Genomic DNA, 22,356 nt, shown 5'->3' on the forward strand with positions numbered 1-22,356 from the left:
AGAGCGCCGCCGGCAGCCGCTCCGACGCGATGTCGAGCCGCTGGCGCGCGGGATCGAGCAGCGCGTCGGGCCGCGGCAGGGCGCGGGAGAGGTCGCGCAGGCGCTCGGCGCGCCGGTCGAGCCGGTCGGCCACGGCGCGGCCGAGCCGCGCCTGCATCTCGCCCGTCCAGGCGAGGAGGTCGCGGCGCACCGGCACCGCGATCTCGGCGGCCGCGGTGGGCGTCGGCGCGCGGCGGTCCGCGGCGAAGTCGATGAGCGTGGTGTCGGTCTCGTGCCCGACGGCGGAGATCAGGGGGATGTCCGAGGCGGCGGCGGCGCGCACCACCGCCTCCTCGTTGAAGCCCCAGAGATCCTCGATGGAGCCGCCGCCGCGGGCCACGATGAGGAGGTCGGGCCGCGGCAGCGCGCCTCCGGGCGTGAGCGCGTTGAACCCGGCGATGGCGCGGGCGACCTCGGGCGCGCAGGCCGCACCCTGCACCGCCACCGGCCAGATCAGCACCTTGCGCGGGAAGCGTTCGCGCAGCCGGTGCAGGATGTCGCGGATCACCGCGCCCGAGGGCGAGGTGACGACGCCGATGACCTCGGGCAGGAAGGGCAAGGGCCGCTTCCGCGCCTCGTCGAAGAGGCCCTCCGCCGCGAGCGCGGTGCGGCGCTTCTCGAGCATGGCCATGAGCGCGCCCTGCCCGGCGGGGCGGATGTCCTCGATCACCATCTGGTACTTGGACTGGCCGGGAAAGGTGGTGAGCCGGCCGGTCGCCACCACCTCGAGCCCCTCCTCGGGCTGGGTGTCGAGGCGCACGGCGGTGCCTTTCCAGACCACGCCCGAGATCACCGCGCGGTCGTCCTTGAGATCGAGGTAGACGTGGCCCGAGCGTGGCCGCGAGACGCGGCCGACCTCGCCGCGGATGCGCACGTGGCCGAACGCGCCCTCGATCGTGCGCTTCACCGCGCCCGAGATCTCGGAGACGGTGAATTCCGGCGTGTTGCCGCTGTCCTCGTCCTCGATCAGGTCCATGGCCGTGCCTCGTCGCCGTTTCCGCGGGGCCGACCCTAGCGGGACCGCGCGCGTGAGGAAAGCCGCCGCCCGCCCGCTTGTGCGGCGGGAGCCCGGCGGCTATTGGGCGGGCGGCGGACAAACCGGGCAAGGACGGCGGCATGAACATCCTCATTCTCGGCGGCGGCGGGCGGGAACACGCGCTGGCCTGGGCGGCGCTGCAGAACCCCAAATGCGATCGGCTGATCGTGGCGCCGGGCAATGCGGGCATCGCCGCCATCGCCACCTGTGCCCGGCTCGACATCGAGGACGGCGCGGCGGTGGCGGAATTCGCGGGCGAGAACGCCATCGACCTCGTGATCATCGGTCCCGAGGCCCCGCTCGCCGCGGGCGTGGCGGACGTGCTGCGGGACGCGGGCATCCTCGTCTTCGGGCCGTCCGCCGCGGCGGCGCGGCTCGAGGCGTCCAAGGCCTTCACCAAGGAGATCTGCGCGGCGGCGGGTGCGCCCACGGCGGCGTCGGCGCATTTCACCGATGCGGACGCGGCGCGGGCCCACGTGCGGTCACGGGGGGTGCCGATCGTCATCAAGGCCGACGGGCTGGCCGCCGGCAAGGGCGTGGTGGTCGCCATGACCCAGGCCGAGGCGCTGGCCGCGCTCGACGACATGTTCGGCGGCCAGTTCGGAGCGGCCGGCGCCGAGGTGGTGATCGAGGAGTTCATGGAGGGCGAGGAGGCGTCGTTCTTCGTGCTGGTGGACGGCGAGGACGTGCTGCCCGTGGGCACCGCGCAGGACCACAAGCGCGTGGGCGAGGGCGATACCGGGCCCAATACCGGCGGCATGGGCGCCTACTCCCCGGCGCCGGTCATGGACGCGGAGGTGACGCGCGCCGCGCTCGACGAGATCGTGCGACCCACCATGGCCGAGATGGTCCGGCGCGGCACACCCTATTCGGGGGTGCTCTACGTGGGGCTGATGATCCGGGACGGTCGGCCGCGGCTCGTGGAATACAACGTCCGCTTCGGCGACCCGGAATGCCAGGTGCTGATGATGCGGCTCGGGGCGCAGGCGCTCGACCTCATTCATGCCTGCGCCGAGGGGCGGCTCGGGGAGGCGCAGGTGCACTGGGCCGAGGACCACGCGATGACCGTGGTGATGGCGGCCGAGGGCTATCCCGGCGCCTATTCCAAGGGGTCGGAGATCCGCGGCCTCGCGGCGCTGCCGGAGGATTCGTTCCGCATGACGTTCCACGCGGGCACCGCCGAGGAGAGCGGCCGCATCGTCGCCGCGGGCGGACGGGTGCTGAACGCCACCGCGCGGGGCGCGACCCTCGCCGAGGCGCGCGACCGCGCCTACGCGCTCGTCGACGCGGTCGACTGGCCCGAGGGATTCTGCCGGCGCGACATCGGCTGGCGCGCGCTCTGACGCGCGGGCCTCACTCGTTGCGGTAGACGGCGCAGATGCAGCCCGCGGCCTTGAGCCTGCGGCAAAGGTCGTGCGCGCCCTCCGCCGTATCCTGCCCGAGCCGCGCCATGACGTAGCCCTTGCGGCCCGAGACGCGGTTGCGCACATGCACGAGCTCGAGCGGGGCGGTGTCGGCCACCGAGCGGCAGGCGCGGGTGCGCGTGTCGAATTCCCGCCGCGCCGCGCGTTCGCTGAGCCCGTAGGCCACCTGCACGCCGAAGGGCGCCTGGGCGGGTTCCGGCGGCGGATAGGCCGTCATGCGGCGGTTGCGGGCGAGGTCATGGCAGGCGGGCTCGAACGGCATGCCGGGCTGCAGGCGGAAATCGTGCGCCTCGGGCGGGTCGTCGCGCCAGTCCTCGGCGGTGAGCCCCGTCACGATCTGCACGTAGTCCACGGTCTCGCGCGCGAGCCCGCCGGTGCCGGCGACGAGCCCCTCGGCGCGCGCCTCCCCGCCGTTGTAGGCGACCGCGGCAAGCCCCGGATTGCCGAAGCGGCGCACGAGCTCGCCCAGGTACTGCGCCGAATGCTCGAGCGCGGCGGCGGGATTGTAGCTTTCGCGCAGGCCGCGCAGGGCGGCGGTGCCGTCGATGAACTGCGCGATGCCGCGGGCGTCGGCGGGCGAGAGCGCGTTCGGGTCGAAGCGGCTTTCCTGCCAGATGAGGCGCGCGAAGAAGCCCGGGTCGAGCCCGTTCTCGCGCGCGAAATAGCCGATGGCCTGGCAGGTGTCGTAGACGAAATGGGCCGGCCGGATGCACATCACCTGGTTCCACTTGCCGGTGGAACAGAGCGTGCCGGGCTCCGCCGCGGGGGCCCGGGAGGGAAGGACATCGAGGGCCAGGGCCCAGACGAGGATCGCCGCGCGCAGCATGCGCCGACCATAGCCTTGGCCGGGCCAGCGGCGTCAACGGGCCTTTCCCTCGGACGGCATCGCGATTAGGTGAATGGGACGGACCACCCGGGAGACCTGCCGCGATGTCGTTTTTCGGCAAGCTGAAGAACCGCCTCTTCCGCTCGTCCTCGAAGCTCGAGGAGGGGCTCGACGCGATCGTCGAGGAGGGCGGCAGCGCCGAGCCGGACGCGCCGTCCGCGCCGCCGCGCCCGCCCGAGACGCCCCCGCCGCCGCCGGAGACGCCGCCCGAGCGGCCCGACGAGGTGCCGCCGGGCATGCCGGACGAGGCCCCCGAGCCGGACCTGCCCGAGGAGGCGCCGGTCCCTGACGACCCGGTGCCGGACCTGCCGCCGGCCGAGCCCGATCCGGGTCCTGCCGCGCCGCCTCCCGCGGATCCCGTGCCGCAGCGCCCGTCCGAGAGCGTGCCGGTGACGCCGCTCGAGATCCCGCAGAACGACCTGCCGCCCGCCCCCGAGACCCCGGTCGAGGTGCCGCAGGACGACGAGCGCGGCCGCCGCGCGCCGGGCCTTGTCGGCCGGCTTTTCGGACGGGGACCCGCGGAGGCGCCGGTGATGCGCCGCACGCTCGACGACGCGATGATCGAGAGCCTCGAGGAGCTCTTGATCGCCGCCGACATGGGGGTCGACACCGCCCTGCGCGTGACCGCGAACATCGCCGAGGAGCGCTACGGCCGGCGCGTGTCCACGCGGGAGATCAAGGAACTGCTCTCCGAGGAGATCGCCCGCATCATGGAGCCCGTGGCGAAGCCCCTGCCCCTCTACCCCGCGCGCCCGCAGGTGGTGCTGGTCGTGGGCGTGAACGGGTCGGGCAAGACCACGACCATCGGCAAGCTCGCGAGCCAGTTCCGCGCTGCGGGCAAGAAGGTGGTGATCGCCGCCGGCGACACGTTCCGGGCGGCGGCGGTGGAGCAGCTGCAGATCTGGGGCGAGCGGGCCGGCGTACCGGTGCTGACCGCGCCGGAAGGGTCGGACCCTGCGAGCCTCGCCTTCGATGCCATGGCCAAGGCGCAGGCCGACGGCGCGGACCTGTTGATGATCGACACCGCCGGGCGGCTGCAGAACCGCCAGGACCTGATGGAGGAACTCGCGAAGATCGTGCGCGTGATCCGCAAGAAGGACCCGGACGCGCCGCACAACACGCTTCTCGTGCTCGACGCGACCACCGGCCAGAACGCGCTGAGCCAGGTCGAGACCTTCCGCAAGCTTGCCGACGTGTCGGGTCTCGTGATGACCAAGCTCGACGGCACCGCCAAGGGCGGCGTGCTCGTCGCGCTGGCCGACCGGTTCGGCCTGCCGATCCACGCCATCGGCGTGGGCGAGCAGATCGACGACCTCGCGCCCTTCGACCCCGACGAGTTCGCGGCGGCATTGACGGGCCTCGACGCATGAGCCTGGCCTGGACGGACGCCGTCCCCGAGGTCGGCGAGTATCTCGAGCTGCGCCGGCTGGCGGGGCTTCCCCGTCCGTCGCCCACCGCCGCCGCGGCGGGACTGCGCGGCACGCTGCACGCGGTCTGCGCCCGCGCGCGGGGCCGGCTCGTCGGTCTCGGCCGGATCGTCGGCGACGGCGGCTGCTTCGTGCAGGTGGTCGACATCGCCGTCGACCCGGACTTCCGCGGACAGGGCATCGGAACGGCGATCCTCGGACGGCTCCTCGACTGGGCCGACACCGAGTTGCCGGCGACCTGCCAGGTCGGCATGATCGCCGATCCCGGCACCTTCGCGCTCTGCAAGCGTGCGGGGTTCGAGATCCGGACGGGTATGGCACGGATCACGCAATGACCCATCACGACGGCGCGGGGGCCGGCCCGGACGCGGACGCCGCCGCATGAGCGATTGGATCCTGTCCCTCGACGGGACCGAGGCCGGCCATACGCTCGCCATGGTGCTCGCCCTCACGGCGGCGTTCCTGCACGCGGTCTTCGGCGCGCTGCAGAAAGGGCGCCACGACCCCTGGCTGTCGCGCGGCGCCATCGACGCGAGCTACGGCGTGATCGCCCTGCCCCTCGCGCTGTTCGTGGTGCCCTGGCCAGAGCCGCACATGTGGCCGATCTTCGCCGGCGTCTTCGTGATCCACCTGGCCTACAAGATCCTGCAGGGGCTCGCCTATTCGCGCGGCGCCTTCACCGTGGTCTACCCGGTGGTGCGCGGCACCGGCCCGTTCTTCACCGTGATCGGTGCCTACATCCTCTTCGGCGAGACCTTCGCGCCGATGCAATGGCTGGGCATCGCGGTCCTGATGGCGGGCATCTTCGGGCTTGCTGTCTACAATTACATCTTCCTGGTCGAGGACCGCTCGACGCTCGGCTCGGCGCTGGCTTTCGCGGTGGCGACGGGCCTCTTCGTGGCGCTCTACACCACCTACGACGCCTACGGCATCCGGGCGAGCGCCGATCCCTTCACCTTCCTCGCGTGGTTCTTCCTGATCGATTCGCTGGCGATGCCGCCCTACGCGCTCTGGCGCTACCGCCGCATGGCAGAGGCGCCGCCGCTCGGTCCGCTCGCGCTCCGCGGTCTCGTGGGCGGGCTCGTGGCCTTCGGCAGCTTCGGCTCGATCATGCTTGCGACGCGGCTCGACCAGGTCGGCGAGGCGGCGGTCCTGCGCGAGACCTCGACGGTCTTCGCGGCGCTCATAGGCTGGCTCGTGCTCAAGGAGACGGTGGGTCCCCGGCGCATCGCCCTGATGGCGCTGATCGCCCTCGGCGCGGTCATCGTTGAGTTCGGCGGCTGAACGGACCATATCAGGTCCACCCCCAGCCCGACCTGAAAACGGAGCCTCGACGGCATGGCGAAACGCGACATCAACCCGATGCTGAAATCCGCGCTGGAACTCGGCCCGATCGTGGCCTTCTTCGTGGCCTATCTCTGGCTCAAGGACCGCGTGTTCACCATCGGCGGCACCGAGTACGACGGTTTCATCGTCGTCACCGCGGGGTTCGTGCCGGTCATGGTGGCCGCGACCGCCGCGCTCTGGGCACTCACCGGCACGCTCAGCCGCATGCAGGTGGTGACCGTGGTGCTGATCGTGGTCTTCGGCGGCCTCTCGGTCTGGCTGAACGACGACCGCTTCTTCAAGATGAAGCCCACGCTCATCTACCTGATCTTCGGCGGCGTGCTGGGCTTCGGGCTCCTGCGCGGGCAAAGCTACCTGCGCTACGTGATGGAGGGCCTGATGCCGCTCGAGGAGACGGGCTGGATGATCCTGACCCGACGGGTCACGATCTTCTTCCTCGGCCTCGCACTTGCCAACGAGGTCGTCTGGCGCACCATGTCGACCGAGGCATGGGTCTATTTCAAGACGTTCGGCCTGACAGCGGCGCTCTTCGCGTTCTTCCTCTGCCAGGGCGGGCTCTTCCGCCGCTACGGCACCGGCGAGGACGAGGCCTGAAGCCGGCTCAGCCCGCCACGCCGATCTCGTCGAGATAGGCGCGCACGCAGCTCTGGACGTGGCGGAACCGGTCGCCGCCCAGGTGCTTGCCGCCGAACCAGCGGGTCACGATCACCACGTGGCCTGCAAGCTCCGCGCGCTTCAGCATGCGCAGGATGACCATGCCCGCCCCGGCCTCGCCGTCGTCGGCCTTGACCGGCCCCTCCTCCGGCAGAAGCACGGCCCAGGTGTTGTGGGTGGCCTTGGCGAAACGCTTGCCGCGCTTCAGCTCCTTCACCAGTGCCTCGGCCTCGGCCCGGGTCGCGGCCGGGCCGCCCGAGACCGCGTATTTCGACCCGCGGTCCGACAGCACGTTGTCGAGGATGAGAAGCGCCATGGCCGGGGCTTGTCACCGGCCATGGCGGAGGCGTCAAGCCGCCTTGAGCGCCAGCTGCGGCGAGGTGACGTCGATGCCGAGCGCGCGGCCGACCGCGTAGTAGGTCAGCTTGCCCGCGTGCACGTTCAGACCGTCGAGGAGATGCGGATCGTCCTCGCAGGCCTTCTTCCAGCCCTTGTCGGCGATCGCCAGCATGAACGGCATCGTCGCGTTGCCTAGCGCCAGCGTCGAGGTCCGCGCCACCGCGCCCGGCATGTTCGCCACGCAGTAATGCATGATGCCGTCGACCTCGTAGATCGGGTCCTGGTGCGTCGTGGCCCGGGAAGTCTCGAAGCAGCCCCCCTGGTCGATCGCCACGTCGACGAGCGCCGCGCCCGGCTTCATCCCGGAGAGCTGCGCGCGGCTCACGAGCTTGGGCGCCGCGGCGCCGGGGATCAGCACCGCGCCGACCACCATGTCGGCCTGCGCCACCAGTTCGGCCGTCGCCGCCTGGCTCGAGTAGACCGTCTTGAACTGGCCGCCGAACACGTCGTCGAGATAGCGCAGCCGCGGCAGCGAGCGGTCGAGCACCGTGACCTCCGCCCCCATGCCGGCCGCCACGCGGGCCGCATGGGTGCCGACGACGCCGCCGCCGATCACCACGACCCGCGCGGGGTGCACGCCCGGCACGCCGCCCATCAGCACGCCGCGGCCGCCATTGGCTTTCTGCAACGTCCACGCGCCCATCTGCGGCGCGAGCTTGCCCGCGACCTCGGACATGGGCGCGAGCAGCGGCAGGCCTCCGCGGCCGTCGGTCACCGTCTCGTAGGCGATGCAGGTGGCGCCCGAGGCGATCAGGTCGCGCGTCTGCTCCGGGTCCGGGGCAAGGTGCAGGTAGGTGAACAGCACCTGGCCCTCGCGCAGCATGGCCCGCTCGACCGCCTGCGGTTCCTTGACCTTGACCACGAGGTCCGCGGTCGCGAACACCTCTTCGGCGCTGTCGACGATCCGCGCACCGGCCGTGGTATAGGCCGCATCCTCGAAACCCGCGCCGCGGCCGGCGCCGGACTGGATCAGCACCTCGTGGCCATGGGCGACGGCTTCGGCCGCGGCGCCCGGGGTGATCCCGACGCGGAACTCCTGCGGCTTGATTTCGGTGGGGCATCCGATCTTCATGACATCCTCCCTTGGAGACATGCGCGGATCCTGCGTCCGGACGCTTGCAATTTCTCGACCGATTTGATCCGCTGTTTGCGGAAACATCCGGAGGATCTTCGAGGGTCGGCCGGCTTTGCGGAAGGACCTGCCGGAAATGACGCCTGACGAGACGGATCTGCGGATCCTGAGGGTGCTGCAGCGGCGCGGCCGCATCTCGAATGCCGAACTCGCGGAGGAAGCCAACCTGTCCGCCTCCTCCTGCCACCGGCGGGTGCAGCGGCTCGAGTCCGCGGGACTGATCGCGGCCTATGTGGCCCTGCTCGACCCGCGCAAGTTCGGCCTGCCGACCACCGTCTTCGTCGAGATCACGCTGTCGGGACAGTCCGACGAGGTGCTCGACGCCTTCGAGACCGCGATCCGGCGGGTCCCGGACGTGCTCGAATGCCACCTGATGGCCGGCTCCGCCGACTACCTGCTCAAGATCGTGGCGGAGGACACCGAGGATTTCGCGCGGATTCACCGCCAGTACCTGACCCGACTGCCCCACGTGACGCAGATGCAGTCGAGTTTCGCGCTGCGCACGGTGTTCCGCACCACCGCGCTGCCGGTCTGAGCCCCGCTTATTCCGACGTCGCGTCAACGCCTTGGGATGCATGTCCGCATCCCGGCCGCCGGCCGCGCTTGCAACGCGCGCCCCGCGGGTTAGAGTTCGTGACCAGCCGGAAGAACAACAACCTGCCGCCGGCAAGGGATCAGGGAGCCACGCCACATGCACGACAAGATGCCCCAGGAACGCCTTCTGTTCTTTCCGAAGGTCAACAAACGCGTCTTTTCCGTCTCGGCGATCCTGATCGTCGGGTTCATCCTCTTCGGGGCGCTCTTCAACGACGCGGCCTCCGCGATCTTCTCGGGCGCGCAGGCATGGCTCGCCAGCACCTTCGGATGGGCGATGATCCTGCTCGTGAACGTGCTGCTGGTCTCGGTCATCTTCCTCGCGCTCGGACGCTACGGCGACATCCGGCTCGGACGCATGAACGAGACGCCGACCTACGACCTCTTCTCGTGGACCGCGATGCTGTTCTCGGCGGGGATCGGCATCGGGCTCATCTACTGGGGCGTGGCAGAGCCGCTCTACCACTACTTCGCACCGCCCGTCGGCGAGCCCGAGACGCAGGAGGCCGCGCAGCAGGCGATGGTCCTGTCCTTCCTGCACTGGGGCTTCCACGCATGGGCGGTCTACGCGATCGTGGCGCTGAGCCTCGCCTACTTCCATTTCCGCAAGGGCCTGCCGCTCACGATCCGCTCGGCGCTCTATCCGCTGCTCGGCGACCGGATCTTCGGCTTCTGGGGTGACGTGGTCGACATCCTAGCGGTGTTCGGCACCATGTTCGGCATCGTCACCTCGCTCGGGCTCGGGGCGATGCAGATCAATTCCGGGCTCGGCCAGGTCTTCGGCATCGGCCAGTCGACCACGGTGCAGATCCTCGTCATCGCCATCATCACCGCCATGGCCACGCTGTCGGTGGTGGCGGGCCTCGACGGCGGGATCAAGCGGCTGTCCAACATCAACATCCTGCTCAGCATGGTCTTCCTCGTCTTCATGCTGATCATGGGCCCCACCCTCTTCATCTTCGACACCTACGTGCAGAGTTACGGCGCATACCTGCGCGACCTCGTGCAGTGGGGCACCTGGGCCGAGGCATGGCAGGAGGACGGCACCTGGCAGAACTCCTGGACGATCTTCTACTGGGCGTGGTGGGTCAGCTGGGCGCCCTTCGTCGGCGTGTTCGTCGCCCGGATCAGCCGCGGCCGCACGATCCGCGAGTTCCTGATCGGCGTCATGCTGCTGCCGGCCTCGATCATGTTCTTCTGGTTCTGCGCGTTCGGCGGCACGGCGCTGCAAATCTCGCTCGGGGGCGACCCGACGCTGGTCGAGGCGACGCGCAATTCCTACGGCGACGCGATGTTCGCCCTGCTCGACTACTTCCCCGCCTCCGACCTCATGTCGGGCTTCGCCATCGTGCTGATCGTCCTGTGGTTCGTCACCTCGTCGGACTCGGGCTCCTTCGTGATCGACATGCTGACCGCCGGCGGCGATCCCGATCCCCCGAAGGTGCAGCGCATCTTCTGGGCGGTGAGCGAGGGCGCGGTCGCGTCGGTCCTCCTGCTGGCCGGGGGCCTCTCGGCGCTGCAGGCGGCGGCCGTGGTCGCGGGCTTTCCCTTCGCGGTCGTGGTGTTCCTGATCCTGATCGGGCTCGTCCGGGCGCTCCGCTGGGATCCGCTGATGATCTACCGCCACAACCAGAAGTACCGCAGCGACGCAGAGGCCGATCACGCCATGCCGAACGAGCTGCCGGGCGACCTCTACGGCGCGGACCCGACACCGCCGCCGCGGTCCGAACCGAGCCCGGCCGAGTGATCCCCTGCCCCCCGCGCCATCCGTGCGGGGGGCCATCCGCGACAAGTCGCGGGACTTCCTCAAGCCGATCTTCAGACTTCGTGGGTAGAACCGGTGCGCATGCATGTCCGCGCCGGAGGTCTTCCATGACGTTCACGCCCATCCTCGTCGGCACCGGCCTCGCCGGCTACGCCTACCTGCGGCGGACGCAGGACGACCAGATCGCGCGCCTCGCCGCCTCCGCGCAGCCTGCCCGCGACATCGCGCAGTTCCGAGACCGCATCGCGCAAGTGCAGGACGTGGACGACCTGATGAACGACCGCGCGCTCCTGCGCGTGGCGCTCGGGGCCTTCGGGCTCGACGACGACATCGCCAACACCGCCTTCATCCGCCGCGTGCTCGAGGGCGATCCGGGCGACCCCGAGGCGCTGGTGAACCGTCTCGCCGACAAGCGCTATCTGGCCTTCGCGCGCAGCTTCAACTTCGCGGGCACGCCCCGGCTGCCAGGAGCCGACGCCACCGCCGCGCTCCGCGACGAACTGGCCGGCGTGCCCTCGGTCGAGGCGCTGCTTGCCGACAGCGCGCTCCTCGGCCGCGCGCTCGACGCCTTCGACCTCGGCGCCGACCGCGACCGCACGGTGTTCCTCTCGCGCGTCCTGCGCTCCGATCCCGACGACCCCGGCTCGCTGGTGAACCGTCTGGGCGATGCGCGATACCTCGGCCTCGCCCGCGCCTTCCAGGACAAGGCGCCGGGCCTGTCGGCGGATTTCGTCGCCCGTGCGGGCGAGGAGGCGGCGGCGCGGCTCGGGGCGCTCGCGACCTCGGACGACCTTCTGGCGGACCGCACGCTCCTGCGCAGCGCGCTGCGCGTCTACGGGCTCGAGGACCGGATCGGCGACGCGTACTTCCTCAAGCGCGTGCTCGACAGCGATCCCGACGATCCCGCCTCCTTCGCCAACGCGCTGAGCGATCCGCGCTACGGCGAGCTTGCCCGCGCCTTCGGGTTCGACCGGCGCGCCGCCGCGCAGACCTCCGTCTACGGCTTCGCCGCGGCGATCCGCGACAGGCTCGACACCCTGCGCACGTCGGACGCGCTTCTCGACGACCCCGACCTCCTGCGCCGCGCGCTCGACCTCTTCGGGCTCGAGGGCGCGGACCGGGCCTTTCTCAAGTCGGTGCTCGATTCGGACCTTGCCGACCCGGCGTCGGTCGCCAACCGGCAGGAGGACCCGCGCTACCGCGCGCTCGCCGGTGCCTTCGACTTCGGCGCCATGCTGGGCGGCACGCCGCAGGACGAGGCACAGCGCCGCATCACCCGGCTCATCGACGCGGTCGAGGGGCGACGCACGCAACCGGCGGACCCCGCGCAGCTCTTCGCGGATCCCACCCTGATGGTCGCGACGATGACCTTCTTCGACGTCACTCTCGGAGACTCCGGCGTGCGCTACGCCCGTGCCGCGCTCGACTCGCTCGACCCCGAAAGCCCGTTCGCGGGCACTCTCGACCCCGATCCGCGCTACCGCGCGTTCCACGCCGCCATGGATTTCCGCCCGGCCCCCGAGGGCCGCGCCTATCCCCCGGGTTTCGCCGAGGCGGTGACGCAGGCCTATCTCGAACGCCAGTTCGAGCTGCGCGTGGGCGAGATCGACAACACGCTGCGCGTCGCGCTGAGCTTCGAGCGCGACCTCGGCGACGTCGCCGCGCGCTTCGGCAGCGAGAGCGGGCGCTGGTTCGCGGTCCTCTCGTCGCAGCCCCTGCGCCTGTTCTTCGAGACGAGCTTCGGCCTGCCGCAGAACTTCGGCACCGTCGACGTGGACCGGCAGGTGACGATCCTGCGCGAGTGGGCCGAACGCGCCTACGGGACCTCGGCGATCGGCGACCTCCTTGCCGATCCCGCGCGGATCGAGGACATGCGCCGCACCTTCCTCGCCGCCTCGCAAACCCTGCAGCGCGCGCAGGTCCAGCCCTTCGGCAACACGAGCGCGCTCACGCTCTTCGGCGCAGGCTGAGGACAGCGGGAAACCGCGGACGGCAGCGCACCGTTCCCCGCAAACGACAAACCCCCGAAAGGCGTTGCCGCCCCGGGGGTCGTCTGACGTTTCGCGTGATCGGAAGCGCTTACAGCAGCCCTTCGCGCTGGGCCTTCTTGCGCGCCAGTTTACGGGCGCGGCGGATGGCCTCGGCCTTCTCGCGGGCTTTCTTCTCGGACGGCTTCTCGAAATGCTGCCGAAGCTTCATTTCCCGGAACACGCCCTCGCGCTGAAGCTTCTTCTTCAGGGCACGAAGTGCCTGATCGACGTTGTTGTCGCGAACACTGACCTGCATGTGGTTGTCACCACCTTTCTGTGTTGGAGTTGCATGGAAATGCAGGAGGTGGCCCTATAACAAGGACCGCCTAGCTTGTCCAGTGCCGCGCGTCCCCGCCCGCGGCCCGGCTGCGCCCTGAAAGGAGATCCCGCATGACCGACGACCCGACCGACGCCCTGCTCGACGCGGCGCTCATGCACGTGCCCTTCGACGGATGGTCCGAGACGACGTTCCGCGCCGCCATCGCCGACAGCGGCATCGACGCCACCGTCGCCCGCGGCCTCTTCCCCCGCGGCGCCATCGACCTGGCCCGCGCCTACCACCGTCGCGGCGACCGGATCATGCAGGACCGCCTCGCCGCGACCGACATGGCCGGCATGCGCTTCCGCGACAAGGTGGTGCTGGCCGTGCGCACGAGGATCGAGGCCTCGGAGAACCGCGAGGCGGTGCGCCGCGGCAGCACGTTCTTTTCCCTGCCGCCCTATGCCGCCGAGGGTGCGCGCATGATCTGGGACACCGCGGATGCCATCCTGCTCGCGATCGGCGACACGTCCGAGGACGGCACCTGGTACACCAAGCGGCTGTCGCTGTCGGGCGTCTATTCCGCGACCGTGCTCTACTGGCTCGGCGACGACTCCGTCGGTCACCACGAGACCTGGGGCTTTCTCGACCGCCGCATCGAGGACGTGATGCGGTTCGAGAAGGCGAAGGCGACCGCGCGCAAGACCCCGCTCGTGGGCCCGCTGGTCGCCCTGCCCGAGACGCTGCTGTCGCGCCTGCGCCGGCCCGGCGGCGGCCGCCGCCACGACATCCCCGGCGGCGCACGCGATTGACCCCGGCGCGGCGAGGCGCCAACACTCGGCGCGCACCGGAATGACACGAGGAGCGAATGCAGTGAGCGACAGGATGCGCGTGGTCGAGATCACCGAGGCGGGCGGCCCGGAGGTGCTGAAACCCGCGACCCGCGACGTGCCCGAACCGGGGCACGGCCAGGTGCTGATCCGCATCGCCTGGGCCGGCGTGAACCGTCCCGACGCGCTCCAGCGCGCGGGCCTTTACGCGCCGCCGCCCGAGGCGAGCGACCTGCCCGGGCTCGAGGCCTCGGGCGAGATCGCCGCGGTCGGGCCGGGCGTCGACGGGCTCGCCGTCGGCGACGCGGTCTGCGCGCTCCTGCCCGGGGGCGGCTATGCCGAATACGCCGTCACGCCGGCGGCCCATTGCCTGCCCGTGCCCGAGGGCATGGGCCTCAAGGAGGCGGCCTGCCTGCCCGAGACCTATTTCACCGTCTGGTCGAACGTGTTCCAGCGCGGCAAGCTGTCCGCCGGCGAACGGTTCCTCGTCCACGGCGGATCGTCGGGCATCGGCACGACCGCGATCCAGCTTGCCGCCGTCTTCGGCGCGCGGGTCTTCGCGACCGCCGGGTCGGCCGAGAAATGCGCGCGCTGCACCGCGCTAGGCGCAGAGCGCGCGATCAACTACCGCGAGGAGGATTTCGTGACGATCCTCCGCGAGGCGGGCGGCGCGGACCTCATCCTCGACATGGTGGGCGGCGACTACATCCCGCGGAACGTCAAGGCGCTCGCCGATGACGGCAGGCTCGTGCAGATCGCGTTCCTGTCCGGGCCGAAGGTCGACATGAACTTCGCCCAGCTGATGACGCGCCGGCTGACGATCACGGGCTCCACCCTGCGCCCGCAGAGCGACCTCGCCAAGGCGCGCATCGCCGATGCGCTGCGGGCCGAGGTCTGGCCGCTGCTCGCGGCCGGTCGTGTCGCGCCGGTCATGGATTCCGAGTTCCCGCTGGCCGAGGCCGCCGCCGCGCATGCGCGCATGGAAAGCTCGGGCCACGTGGGAAAGATCGTGCTGAAGGTGGCCTGAGACGGCCCGAGGAAAGGAACGGAATGGCAAGGACGGCAATCATCGAAGCAGCGGGCGGCCCCGAGGTCCTCAAGATCGTGGACCGCGAGGTGGGCGAGCCGGGCCCGGGCGAGATCCGCATCCGCCACGAGGCTTGCGGGCTGAACTACATCGACGTCTACCAGCGCTCCGGGCTCTACCCGCTCGAACTGCCGCACGCGCTCGGAATGGAGGCCGCGGGCGTGGTCGAGGCGGTGGGGGACGGCGTCACGCACCTCGCCCCCGGCGACCGCGCGGCCTATGCCTCGACCCCGCCGGGCGCCTATACCGAGGCGCGGGTGATGCCGGCGGCGCAGGTCTGCAGGCTGCCCGACGCGATCTCCTTCGAGGAGGGCGCGGCGATGATGCTGAAGGGCCTGACGGTGCAGTATCTCTTCCACCGCACCACGCCCCTCAAGAGCGGCGACACGGTGCTGTTCCATGCCGCGGCGGGGGGCGTCGGCCTGATCGCCTGCCAATGGGCGAAATCCGAGGGCATCCGCCTCATCGGCACCGCCGGCGGCCCCGAGAAGTGCAGGCTCGCGCTCGAGCACGGCGCGTCGGACTGCATCGACTACCGGTCGGGGGACTGGGTGTCTCAGGTGCGCGCGCTGACGGACGGCAAGGGCGTGCAGGCGGTGATGGACGGCGTCGGCAAGGACACGTTCGAGGGCTCGCTCGACTGCCTCGCACCCTTCGGCATGATGATGTCCTTCGGCAACGCCTCGGGCCCGGTGCCGCCCCTCGACATCGCCATCCTTGGCAAGAAGGGGTCGCTGAAGCTCACGCGGCCCACGGTCTTCTCCCACATCGCGGTGCACGAGACGTGCCAGGCGATGGCCGCGATGCTGATGGACAAGGTCGGATCGGGGGCGGTCGCCATCCGCATCGACCAGCGCTTCCCGCTCGACGAGGTGCGCGCCGCGCACGAGGCGCTCGAGGCCCGCAGGACGACCGGCTCGACGGTTCTGACGATCTGACGCGGCGGGGCGGGGCACGTCGGCCCCCGCCCCGTCCGGCGGATCAGAGGATCTCGCGCAGCGCCGACAGGAGGTCCCGCACCTCGTCGAGCGTGTTGTAATGCGCGAGCGAGACGCGCACCGCGCCGTCGAGCCCGAGGGGCTGCAGAATGTTGCCCGAATAGTGGTCGGCCTTGCGCGTGTGGGTTCGGATGCCGCGGCCGTTCAGCGCCTCGACGATGTCCGGCGCCGGCACCCGTGCCGAGGAAAAGCTCACGAGACCCTCGCGCGCGGGATTTTCCGCGCCGCCGATCACCGTGACGCCCGGCAGGTCCACGAGCCCCGCGAGGTTCCCGGTGCCAAAGAGCATTGCCTGCGTCAGCGCCGTTTCGTGCGCGTGGATCGCCGCGCCGGCCGCCTCGATCCGCGCGCGCGGATCGGTGGCGTCGGAGACCTGCCCGCCCAGCCAGTCGAAATGCGCCACCACGTCCGACAGCGTCGCGTAGGCACCGGTGTCGCGGGTGCCGAGCTCCCAGTTGCCCTCGGGCCCGTTGTCGAGCGAATCGTGATCGAGCGCGGTCAGCCGCGCCGAGGCCCAGCCGAGCCCGTAGCCGTGCCGGGAAAACAGCTTGTAGGGCGAGATCGCGTAGCCGTCGACATCGGCGGCGGTCAGGTCGATGCGGCCGTGGCAGGCGTGCTGGATGCCGTCCACGACGATCAGCGCCTCGGGAGCCACGGCCCGGATGGCGGCCGCGATCGCCGGCACGTCGTTGGCCATGCCGGTCACGGGCGAGGTGTGCAGGATGGTCGCCACGCGCACCTCGGGCGTCACCGCCGCGGCATAGGCGTCTGCGGTGACGAGGCCCGCGGCATCGTCGTGGCGCACCTGCACGTAATCCCGCCCGCTGACCTCGGCCCAGCGCCGCGCGGCCGACCGCGAGGCCGGGTGCTCGACGCTCGAGCCCAGCACGACGCCGCCCGGCGCCGCACCGAGGCAGGCGTCGCGAATCATGCGGAACAGGACCTCCGTGCCGCTCTCGCCCACGAAGATCGTGCCGCCCGGCGCGTTCAGGAAACGCATCATGTCGGCCTTGGCACGGTCGATCGCCGCGACGAGCGCGCGGCTCGCGCCGTTCGCGCGACCCTGGTTGTCGGGGATCGCCGCGTAGGTGGCGGTGGTCTCGACCACGGATTTCAGCGTCAGCGCGCCGCCCGCGTTCTCGAAGAAGATGCGCTTGCCCTCGAACGGGCAGGCGTCCACGTGGGCGAAGCGGTCGCGCACCGCCTGCATCAGCCCGGGCGTGTCGGCGATGGGATCGTCATGCAGCGTCGCGGCGTCGTGGGGGGCAGTCAATTCGGCGTCTCCTTCGATTGCGCCTCTTCGGCGCGCATGGCCTCGTCGAGCGCGGCCTCGGCGTCCTCCGGGTCGTCCGAGGGGATCGCGTAGGACCCGCTCAGCCACTTGGCGAGGTCGATGTCGGCGCAGCGGCGCGAACAGAACGGGCGGTAGGCGGGCGCGGTCGGGCGCGCGCAGACCGGGCAGCTCATCGCGTCACCTCGTCCAGCGCCGGACGGTCGCGCTTGCGCTGCAGCTCGATATTGCCGAGGGGCGTCCAGCCGGCGAACACCGTCTCGACCGTATCGGTCTTGAGCGCCGCGCGCAGCACGCTCTCGATCTGCCGGCGCTCCTTCTTCGGAATGGGAGCCGGGTCGACGGTGACGAGCCCGCCGAGCCCGCGCAGCCGCAGCTGCCGCGGCAGCTCGCGCAGCGCCGCGATGGTCGCCTTGAGCCCGGCCGCGGGCGAGGTGTCGCCACCGGTGTTCACGTCGACCGCGACCAGCGCGCGGGTGACCTCCACCGCCATGGACCCGGCACCGGGCAGCGGCACCACCGGATCGGCCAGCGCGTCGAGCGCATCGGCCACCCCGTGACGCTCGAAGGCGCCGGGATCGCGGTCGACCTCGGCCTCCATGGACCATTCGCGCCAGGCACGGGCATGGGCGCCGTCGCCCTCGACCAGCACCTCGGGCTCTCCTTCGGTGTCGGCCATGACCGCGCGGGCGAGATCCGCCATGGCGGCGATGTCCTCGGCGATCTCGTCGGGATCGGCGCCGGCACAGGCCGACCGCAGGATCAGGCCGTAGCCCTCGGGCGCCGCCCCGTGCGCGATCTCGAGCAGCGCGTCGCGCAGGTCGTCGTCGCGGATCGCCTTCGACACGTTGAGGCCCGGCGCCTCGGGCGTGACGATGGCGTAGCGGCTCTTGAAGAGAACCCGCTGGGTGACGGGGATCGCCTTGCCGGGCTCGGCATAGCCCGTAACCATGACCAGCAGGCGCTGGCCCGGCGCGATGCCCTTGATCTGGCGCAGGTAGGCCGGCCCGTCCGGCGTCTCGAGGAAGATGCCGCCCTGCCCCTTCATCGGGCGTCCTGCCACGGCGCGGTAGATGGTGCCGGGCAGCGCCGTCGTGCCGTCGACGAAGAGATCCTCGAGCCGTCCGTCGACCATGAGCGCCGCCGCCTCGCGGCCGCCCAGCGTGTCGAGTGCGATGGTGGTGCCCTTCATGCCGCGTCCTCCGCACGGGCCCAGACCGGCCAGCCGACCGAGGCCAGAAGCTGCGCCGTCTCGGCCAGTGGCAGGCCGACCACTGCGGTGAAACTGCCGGAGATCCACGGCACGAGCGCGCCTGCAGGTCCCTGGATGCCGTAGCCGCCCGCCTTGCCGCGCCAGTCGCCGGTGGCGATGTAGCCGCGGATCTCGTCCTCCGAAAGCGGCTTCATCCGCACCTGCGTGACCACGGCACGGCTGCGCAGCACCTCGCCGCGGCGCACGGCGAGCGCCGTCACCACCCGGTGCCGCCGCCCCGACAGCGCGCGCAGGAACGCCTCGGCCTCGCCGGCATCCGCGGGCTTGCCGAGGATGCGCCGGCCGAGCGCGACGGTCGTGTCCGCCGAAAGCACCACGTCCTCCGCGTCCGCGGGGACCGCGAGCGCCTTTTCCCGCGCCATGCGCAGGCAGTAGGGCCGCGGCAGCTCTGCCTTTGCGGGCGTCTCGTCGATGTCGGGGGCGCGGATGTCGTCGGGCACGATGCCGAGCTGCGCCAGAAGCTCGCGCCGCCGGGGGGACCCCGATCCGAGGATGAGCTTCATGGATGTCCTCCGTCCGGTGCGGGCCCGGACATGCGAACGGGGCCCGAGGGCCCCGCAGCCGTCCCGCCGTGAACCGGGATCACTTGAACCGGTAGTTGATGCGGCCCTTGGTGAGGTCGTAGGGCGTCATCTCCACCTGGACCTTGTCGCCGGCAAGAACCCGGATACGGTTCTTGCGCATCTTTCCTGCCGTGTGCGCGATGATCTCATGGCCATTCTCGAGCTCGACCCGGAACGTCGCGTTGGGCAGGAGTTCCTTCACGACACCGGGAAATTCGAGCGTATCTTCCTTGGCCATGGTCTCTCCTGAATTGCATGACAGGGCCGGTGCAGCGCACCACCCCCGCGATGTCGCTTAATTGGCGCAAACGCGCCGGTTTTCAAGCCCTAACTGCGCAGGACGTTGCCGCACGCGCCGGATCGCCTATATCCCGCGGCGCCGTTCAGCCCAGGCTGACCCGCTCGGGAAAGCCGTCGCGGCCGTGCTGGTCGTCCCAGTGCTGCCGGTTCAGGACCACGCCATCGGCGCGCACGGCGGCGATCGCCGCCGGATCGACCTCGGCATAGGTCCATCCCGGGGCGTCCACGGTGCCCGCGGCGATCACGCCGGTCGGCGGGAACCCCCGGTCGGGCGGTCCGTAGACGCCGCCCGCGCCGCAATTCGTGTCGACCGCCTCGGACCAGGGCGCGTCGCCTACGGTCGAGGACATGACCGTCACGCACTGCGCCTCGAGCGCGCGGGCCATGGCACCGATTCGCACGCGCCAGTAGCCTGACAGCGCCTCGGTGCAGGACGGCACGAGCAGCATGTCGGCGCCGGCCACGGCCCGGCCGAGAAGCGGGTATTCCGAATCGTAGCAGATCAGCACCGCGAGCGTCCCGAGCGCGGTGTCGAAGAGCCGGAGCGGCCCGCCCGGGACCACGCCCCAGACCTCGCGCTCGAAGCGGGTCATGATCTGCTTGTCCTGCACGCCGACCGCGCCCGAAGGCGCGAAGAGCCGCGCGCGGTTCACCGGCCGCGCTCCGAACGCCGGGTCGAAGACCGGCGCCGAGGCCGCGAGGATGTGCACGCCATGCTCCGCCGCCAGCCGCGCGTGCAGCGCGTCCGCGTCGGGAATGCGGTCGGACACGGCGCGCAGCGACGCCTCGAGATCGCCCGCCACCTCGAGCCCCGCGAGCGTGGCGAGTTCCATCGCGCCGTATTCCGGGAAGACCAGCAGGTCCGCGCCCTGCCCCGCGGCCTCGGCCACCCAGGCCCCGATCTTGCTGGCATAGGCGGTCCAGTCCGGCAGGACATCCATCGGATAGGCGGCGGCGGCGATCTTCATGGCTTCGGTCTTTCCTTCCCGCAGGCGGTCGTGCCTGCCCGTGTCGAATTACAGTTCGCGGATCCAGAACTGGAGGTCATGCCCGGTCTCCGCGTCGCGGTCGATGTCCTTCCAGCGGAAGGACGCGACCACGCCTGGCAGCGGCTCGTAACCGCGCTTGCGCCAGAAGGCGTTCAGCGGCACGTAGCCCTCGGGTCGCAGCGGATGGTCCTCGGGACGCTGGATGCCGCAGAAGCACGACCAGGTCCGTCCGAGGTCGCGCGCATGCGCCTCGCGCCGGTCGAAGAAGGCGTGCCCGATGCCGCGCCCGCGATAGTCCGGCAGAAGCACCGATTCGGCGCAGTAGAAGATGGTCGATAGCTCGAGCCCCGTGCGCGCGAAGGGGGCGGCGAAATCCTCGGCATGGTCCTCCATCGGCGCGCCGGTGGCCGCGCCCACCAGCCGGTCGCCGTCGAAGGCGCCGACCACCACCGCGTGGTCGCTGTCGCGGTAGGCCTGCAGGTAGCGCCGTTCGTAGTCGAGCGAGCCGTCGTAGAGATAGGGCCAGTCGCGGAAGACCGCGATGCGCAGCCGCGCGACGTCGTCGAGTGCCGCGTCGAGCGCCGCCCCGGTGAGCGTCTCGACCCTCATTGCGGCGCCTCGCCCGCCACCTGCCGGGTCCAGTCGGCGAGGTTGTAATAGGTCACGACGCGCGCGATCCGTCCCTCGCGCAGCGAAAAGAACGACCCCGCCGGCAGCCGGTAACGCTGGCCCTCCGCCTCGGGCAGGCCCGGATCGGTCACGAGGTAGGCGCCGTTGACCATGTACTCGGCCGCGGCACGCGCGCCATCCTCGGCCTCGAACAGCACCATCTCGGTCAGCGTCTCGTCGTAGCAGCGGCTCATGTGCGCGCAGAACTCGGCGAAGGCCTCGCGCCCGATGCGCACCTGCCCCTCGTTGACGTGGTGGGCGACATCGTCGCACAGGCAGTCGAGCATCGCGGGCACGTCCTTCGCGTTGAAGGCATCGAAATAGCGTCGGATCGTGTCGATGGACATCAGCGCACCCATTTTTCCCTGAGCTGGTCGTGAATCTGGTCGCGGGTCTGGCGATAGGCGTTGAGCTTGGTCTCGCGCTCCTCGCCGATGCCGGTCGGATCGAGGATCGGCCAGTACTCCACGCTGAGGTGGAACATCCGCGTGAGGTCTAGCGCGTGCCGCTGCGCGGCCGGCGACATGGCGACGATCAGGTCGAAACCCGACAGCGCCTCGCCCATGCTCTCGAGCTCCTCGAAGTTGCGCGCGCGGTGCCGCGACAGCTCCACCCCGATCTCCTTGCAGACCGCGATGGCGAATCCGTCGATCTCGAGGTCGTTCAGCACGCCCACGGACTGCACGTAGAGGTCCTGTCCGTAAAGCATCTTGGTGATGCCCTCGGCCATGGGCGAGCGGACCGCGTTGTGGTCGCAGGCGAAGAGCACCGATTGCGGCAGGCGTGCGCGCACGGGCATCAGCCGCCGAAATGCAGCACGCAGACCAGCGTGAAGAGGCGCCGCGCGGTGTCGTCGTCGACGCAGGCCTTGCCGTCCAGCCGTTCGCGCAGGATGCGGGCACCCTCGTCGTGGATGCCGCGGCGCGCCATGTCGATCGCCTCGATCTGGCTCGGCGGCAGGGATTTCACCGCGTCGAAGTAGCTCTTGCAGATCGAGAAGTAGTCCTTGACCACCTGCCGGAAGGGCGACAGCGACAGGTGGAACTCGGCCGCCTGCGCGCCGCCCTGGTCGGCGATGTCGAACACCAGCCGCTTGTCGCGGATCGACAGCGCCAGCTTGTAGGGCCCGGGCGGCATGTCGTGCCCGTTGCGCGCAGGCAGGCGGAACGAGTTGCGCTCCATCAGGTCGAACATCGCGACCCGGCGTTCCTGCTCGATCTCGGGCGTGGGCGGCGGCAAATTGGCGTCGTCGAGCTCGATTTGGGCGATGTGGCTCATGGGCCGGCCTTTTCGGAAAGCTGTGCGCGCGAGACTAGCGCGACCGCCGGAACGCGGCAATGCCGCAGCGCAGCATAAATTGTTGC

26 protein-coding genes are annotated in these 22,356 nt (G+C 70.8%); 11 read left to right on the forward strand and 15 right to left on the reverse strand.

What is annotated here, in order from left to right; translation table 11 throughout:
• A partial coding sequence (gene xseA / locus RISW2_RS19455) for an exodeoxyribonuclease VII large subunit (protein WP_043774190.1) occupies positions 1–1,015 on the reverse strand: 1,015 nt, incomplete at its 3' end.
• A 140-nt stretch (positions 1,016–1,155) separates the two neighbouring features.
• Between xseA and purD the strand changes: the two genes are divergently transcribed.
• Positions 1,156–2,418 (forward strand): phosphoribosylamine--glycine ligase, encoded by a 1,263-nt coding sequence (gene purD / locus RISW2_RS19460; RefSeq protein WP_043774191.1) that lies wholly within the window; start codon positions 1,156–1,158, stop codon positions 2,416–2,418.
• A gap of 10 nt (positions 2,419–2,428) precedes the next feature.
• Here purD and RISW2_RS19465 read toward each other — a convergent pair whose 3' ends face one another.
• Positions 2,429–3,325 (reverse strand): lytic transglycosylase domain-containing protein, encoded by an 897-nt coding sequence (locus tag RISW2_RS19465; RefSeq protein WP_043774192.1) that lies wholly within the window; start codon positions 3,323–3,325, stop codon positions 2,429–2,431.
• Between the two features lie 104 nt (positions 3,326–3,429).
• Here RISW2_RS19465 and ftsY point away from each other — a divergent pair, with 104 nt between their 5' ends.
• Genes ftsY through RISW2_RS19485 form a run of 4 tightly spaced genes read left to right on the forward strand, consistent with a single transcriptional unit; the run spans position 3,430 to position 6,753 of the window.
• Positions 3,430–4,755 (forward strand): signal recognition particle-docking protein FtsY, encoded by a 1,326-nt coding sequence (gene ftsY, locus RISW2_RS19470; RefSeq protein WP_043774193.1) that lies wholly within the window; start codon positions 3,430–3,432, stop codon positions 4,753–4,755.
• Positions 4,752–5,147: a GNAT family N-acetyltransferase gene (locus RISW2_RS19475; RefSeq protein ID WP_043774194.1), complete on the forward strand. Its 396-nt coding sequence runs from the start codon at positions 4,752–4,754 to the stop codon at positions 5,145–5,147. The genes ftsY and RISW2_RS19475 overlap by 4 nt, the downstream gene beginning before the upstream one ends.
• Before the next feature lie 46 nt (positions 5,148–5,193).
• Positions 5,194–6,096 carry an EamA family transporter gene (locus tag RISW2_RS19480; protein WP_043774195.1) on the forward strand — a complete coding sequence of 301 codons (903 nt, stop codon included), beginning with the start codon at positions 5,194–5,196 and terminating at the stop codon, positions 6,094–6,096.
• Between the two features lie 54 nt (positions 6,097–6,150).
• Complete coding sequence (locus tag RISW2_RS19485) at positions 6,151–6,753, forward strand: inner membrane-spanning protein YciB (RefSeq protein ID WP_043774196.1); 603 nt, start codon at positions 6,151–6,153, stop codon at positions 6,751–6,753.
• 7 nt (positions 6,754–6,760) lie between these two features.
• Here RISW2_RS19485 and RISW2_RS19490 read toward each other — a convergent pair whose 3' ends face one another.
• A complete protein-coding gene (locus tag RISW2_RS19490) occupies positions 6,761–7,129 on the reverse strand; it encodes a YigZ family protein (RefSeq protein ID WP_043774197.1) in 369 nt (122 codons plus the stop codon).
• 33 nt (positions 7,130–7,162) lie between these two features.
• Entirely contained in the window at positions 7,163–8,284 is a 1,122-nt protein-coding gene (gene ald, locus RISW2_RS19495; RefSeq protein WP_043774198.1) for an alanine dehydrogenase, read from the reverse strand.
• A 136-nt stretch (positions 8,285–8,420) separates the two neighbouring features.
• On the opposite strand from ald, the gene RISW2_RS19500 reads away from it, so the two are divergent.
• The 3 genes from RISW2_RS19500 to RISW2_RS19510 all read left to right on the forward strand — a co-directional run bounded on the left by RISW2_RS19500 (position 8,421) and on the right by RISW2_RS19510 (position 12,673).
• On the forward strand, positions 8,421–8,879 hold the full coding sequence (locus RISW2_RS19500; RefSeq protein ID WP_043774199.1) for an Lrp/AsnC family transcriptional regulator: 459 nt from the start codon (positions 8,421–8,423) through the stop codon (positions 8,877–8,879).
• Between the two features lie 156 nt (positions 8,880–9,035).
• Positions 9,036–10,685 carry a BCCT family transporter gene (locus RISW2_RS19505; RefSeq protein ID WP_043774200.1) on the forward strand — a complete coding sequence of 550 codons (1,650 nt, stop codon included), beginning with the start codon at positions 9,036–9,038 and terminating at the stop codon, positions 10,683–10,685.
• Positions 10,686–10,810: 125 nt separating this feature from the next.
• Positions 10,811–12,673, forward strand: a complete 1,863-nt coding sequence (locus RISW2_RS19510) for a DUF1217 domain-containing protein (protein ID WP_043774201.1) — start codon at positions 10,811–10,813, stop codon at positions 12,671–12,673.
• Between the two features lie 109 nt (positions 12,674–12,782).
• Here RISW2_RS19510 and rpsU read toward each other — a convergent pair whose 3' ends face one another.
• On the reverse strand, positions 12,783–12,989 hold the full coding sequence (gene rpsU / locus RISW2_RS19515) for a 30S ribosomal protein S21 (protein ID WP_007818122.1): 207 nt from the start codon (positions 12,987–12,989) through the stop codon (positions 12,783–12,785).
• A 134-nt stretch (positions 12,990–13,123) separates the two neighbouring features.
• Between rpsU and RISW2_RS19520 the strand changes: the two genes are divergently transcribed.
• From RISW2_RS19520 to RISW2_RS19530, 3 genes are all read left to right on the forward strand, one after another.
• Entirely contained in the window at positions 13,124–13,804 is a 681-nt protein-coding gene (locus RISW2_RS19520; protein WP_043774202.1) for a COQ9 family protein, read from the forward strand.
• Between the two features lie 73 nt (positions 13,805–13,877).
• A complete protein-coding gene (locus RISW2_RS19525) occupies positions 13,878–14,849 on the forward strand; it encodes an NAD(P)H-quinone oxidoreductase (protein ID WP_425277799.1) in 972 nt (323 codons plus the stop codon).
• A gap of 23 nt (positions 14,850–14,872) precedes the next feature.
• Positions 14,873–15,847, forward strand: a complete 975-nt coding sequence (locus RISW2_RS19530; RefSeq protein ID WP_043774204.1) for a quinone oxidoreductase family protein — start codon at positions 14,873–14,875, stop codon at positions 15,845–15,847.
• Positions 15,848–15,890: 43 nt separating this feature from the next.
• Here RISW2_RS19530 and RISW2_RS19535 read toward each other — a convergent pair whose 3' ends face one another.
• The 10 genes from RISW2_RS19535 to RISW2_RS19580 all read right to left on the reverse strand — a co-directional run bounded on the left by RISW2_RS19535 (position 15,891) and on the right by RISW2_RS19580 (position 22,270).
• Complete coding sequence (locus tag RISW2_RS19535; RefSeq protein ID WP_043774224.1) at positions 15,891–17,117, reverse strand: aminotransferase class V-fold PLP-dependent enzyme; 1,227 nt, start codon at positions 17,115–17,117, stop codon at positions 15,891–15,893.
• A gap of 59 nt (positions 17,118–17,176) precedes the next feature.
• A complete protein-coding gene (locus RISW2_RS19540) occupies positions 17,177–17,374 on the reverse strand; it encodes a DNA gyrase inhibitor YacG (RefSeq protein ID WP_043774205.1) in 198 nt (65 codons plus the stop codon).
• Positions 17,371–18,390 carry a ribonuclease E/G gene (locus RISW2_RS19545; protein ID WP_043774206.1) on the reverse strand — a complete coding sequence of 340 codons (1,020 nt, stop codon included), beginning with the start codon at positions 18,388–18,390 and terminating at the stop codon, positions 17,371–17,373. Before RISW2_RS19545 ends, RISW2_RS19540 begins: the two co-directional genes overlap by 4 nt.
• Positions 18,387–18,974, reverse strand: a complete 588-nt coding sequence (locus RISW2_RS19550) for a Maf family protein (RefSeq protein WP_043774207.1) — start codon at positions 18,972–18,974, stop codon at positions 18,387–18,389. Before RISW2_RS19550 ends, RISW2_RS19545 begins: the two co-directional genes overlap by 4 nt.
• Positions 18,975–19,053: 79 nt before the next feature.
• Positions 19,054–19,272 (reverse strand): translation initiation factor IF-1, encoded by a 219-nt coding sequence (gene infA / locus RISW2_RS19555; protein WP_005978431.1) that lies wholly within the window; start codon positions 19,270–19,272, stop codon positions 19,054–19,056.
• A gap of 145 nt (positions 19,273–19,417) precedes the next feature.
• A complete protein-coding gene (locus RISW2_RS19560) occupies positions 19,418–20,302 on the reverse strand; it encodes a carbon-nitrogen hydrolase family protein (RefSeq protein WP_043774208.1) in 885 nt (294 codons plus the stop codon).
• Between the two features lie 48 nt (positions 20,303–20,350).
• Positions 20,351–20,932: a GNAT family N-acetyltransferase gene (locus RISW2_RS19565; RefSeq protein ID WP_043774209.1), complete on the reverse strand. Its 582-nt coding sequence runs from the start codon at positions 20,930–20,932 to the stop codon at positions 20,351–20,353.
• Complete coding sequence (locus tag RISW2_RS19570) at positions 20,929–21,339, reverse strand: ketosteroid isomerase-related protein (protein ID WP_043774225.1); 411 nt, start codon at positions 21,337–21,339, stop codon at positions 20,929–20,931. Before RISW2_RS19570 ends, RISW2_RS19565 begins: the two co-directional genes overlap by 4 nt.
• Positions 21,339–21,722: an arsenate-mycothiol transferase ArsC gene (locus RISW2_RS19575; RefSeq protein WP_244437660.1), complete on the reverse strand. Its 384-nt coding sequence runs from the start codon at positions 21,720–21,722 to the stop codon at positions 21,339–21,341. Before RISW2_RS19575 ends, RISW2_RS19570 begins: the two co-directional genes overlap by 1 nt.
• Positions 21,723–21,790: 68 nt before the next feature.
• Positions 21,791–22,270: a UPF0262 family protein gene (locus RISW2_RS19580; protein WP_043774211.1), complete on the reverse strand. Its 480-nt coding sequence runs from the start codon at positions 22,268–22,270 to the stop codon at positions 21,791–21,793.
• Positions 22,271–22,356: the final 86 nt, after the last annotated feature.

The sequence above is a fragment of the Roseivivax isoporae LMG 25204 genome, assembly GCF_000521865.1.
GTDB classification, from domain to species: domain Bacteria; phylum Pseudomonadota; class Alphaproteobacteria; order Rhodobacterales; family Rhodobacteraceae; genus Roseivivax; species Roseivivax isoporae.

Excerpts from the sequence above, each read along its gene's own strand:
- RISW2_RS19530 (WP_043774204.1), top strand. The coding sequence starts at position 14,873 with ATGGCAAGGACGGCAATCATCGAAGCAGCGGGCGGCCCCGAGGTCCTC.
- RISW2_RS19560 (WP_043774208.1), bottom strand. The coding sequence starts at position 20,302 with ATGAAGATCGCCGCCGCCGCCTATCCGATGGATGTCCTGCCGGACTGG.
- infA (WP_005978431.1), bottom strand. The coding sequence starts at position 19,272 with ATGGCCAAGGAAGATACGCTCGAATTTCCCGGTGTCGTGAAGGAACTC.
- RISW2_RS19520 (WP_043774202.1), top strand. The coding sequence starts at position 13,124 with ATGACCGACGACCCGACCGACGCCCTGCTCGACGCGGCGCTCATGCAC.
- rpsU (WP_007818122.1), bottom strand. The coding sequence starts at position 12,989 with ATGCAGGTCAGTGTTCGCGACAACAACGTCGATCAGGCACTTCGTGCC.
- RISW2_RS19580 (WP_043774211.1), bottom strand. The coding sequence starts at position 22,270 with ATGAGCCACATCGCCCAAATCGAGCTCGACGACGCCAATTTGCCGCCG.
- RISW2_RS19540 (WP_043774205.1), bottom strand. The coding sequence starts at position 17,374 with ATGAGCTGCCCGGTCTGCGCGCGCCCGACCGCGCCCGCCTACCGCCCG.
- RISW2_RS19485 (WP_043774196.1), top strand. The coding sequence starts at position 6,151 with ATGGCGAAACGCGACATCAACCCGATGCTGAAATCCGCGCTGGAACTC.
- RISW2_RS19510 (WP_043774201.1), top strand. The coding sequence starts at position 10,811 with ATGACGTTCACGCCCATCCTCGTCGGCACCGGCCTCGCCGGCTACGCC.
- RISW2_RS19490 (WP_043774197.1), bottom strand. The coding sequence starts at position 7,129 with ATGGCGCTTCTCATCCTCGACAACGTGCTGTCGGACCGCGGGTCGAAA.
- RISW2_RS19570 (WP_043774225.1), bottom strand. The coding sequence starts at position 21,339 with ATGTCCATCGACACGATCCGACGCTATTTCGATGCCTTCAACGCGAAG.
- ftsY (WP_043774193.1), top strand. The coding sequence starts at position 3,430 with ATGTCGTTTTTCGGCAAGCTGAAGAACCGCCTCTTCCGCTCGTCCTCG.
- RISW2_RS19565 (WP_043774209.1), bottom strand. The coding sequence starts at position 20,932 with ATGAGGGTCGAGACGCTCACCGGGGCGGCGCTCGACGCGGCACTCGAC.
- RISW2_RS19475 (WP_043774194.1), top strand. The coding sequence starts at position 4,752 with ATGAGCCTGGCCTGGACGGACGCCGTCCCCGAGGTCGGCGAGTATCTC.
- ald (WP_043774198.1), bottom strand. The coding sequence starts at position 8,284 with ATGAAGATCGGATGCCCCACCGAAATCAAGCCGCAGGAGTTCCGCGTC.
- purD (WP_043774191.1), top strand. The coding sequence starts at position 1,156 with ATGAACATCCTCATTCTCGGCGGCGGCGGGCGGGAACACGCGCTGGCC.
- RISW2_RS19550 (WP_043774207.1), bottom strand. The coding sequence starts at position 18,974 with ATGAAGCTCATCCTCGGATCGGGGTCCCCCCGGCGGCGCGAGCTTCTG.
- RISW2_RS19500 (WP_043774199.1), top strand. The coding sequence starts at position 8,421 with ATGACGCCTGACGAGACGGATCTGCGGATCCTGAGGGTGCTGCAGCGG.
- RISW2_RS19545 (WP_043774206.1), bottom strand. The coding sequence starts at position 18,390 with ATGAAGGGCACCACCATCGCACTCGACACGCTGGGCGGCCGCGAGGCG.
- RISW2_RS19575 (WP_244437660.1), bottom strand. The coding sequence starts at position 21,722 with ATGGCCGAGGGCATCACCAAGATGCTTTACGGACAGGACCTCTACGTG.
- RISW2_RS19480 (WP_043774195.1), top strand. The coding sequence starts at position 5,194 with ATGAGCGATTGGATCCTGTCCCTCGACGGGACCGAGGCCGGCCATACG.
- RISW2_RS19505 (WP_043774200.1), top strand. The coding sequence starts at position 9,036 with ATGCACGACAAGATGCCCCAGGAACGCCTTCTGTTCTTTCCGAAGGTC.
- RISW2_RS19535 (WP_043774224.1), bottom strand. The coding sequence starts at position 17,117 with ATGCAGGCGGTGCGCGACCGCTTCGCCCACGTGGACGCCTGCCCGTTC.
- RISW2_RS19525 (WP_425277799.1), top strand. The coding sequence starts at position 13,878 with ATGCGCGTGGTCGAGATCACCGAGGCGGGCGGCCCGGAGGTGCTGAAA.
- RISW2_RS19465 (WP_043774192.1), bottom strand. The coding sequence starts at position 3,325 with ATGCTGCGCGCGGCGATCCTCGTCTGGGCCCTGGCCCTCGATGTCCTT.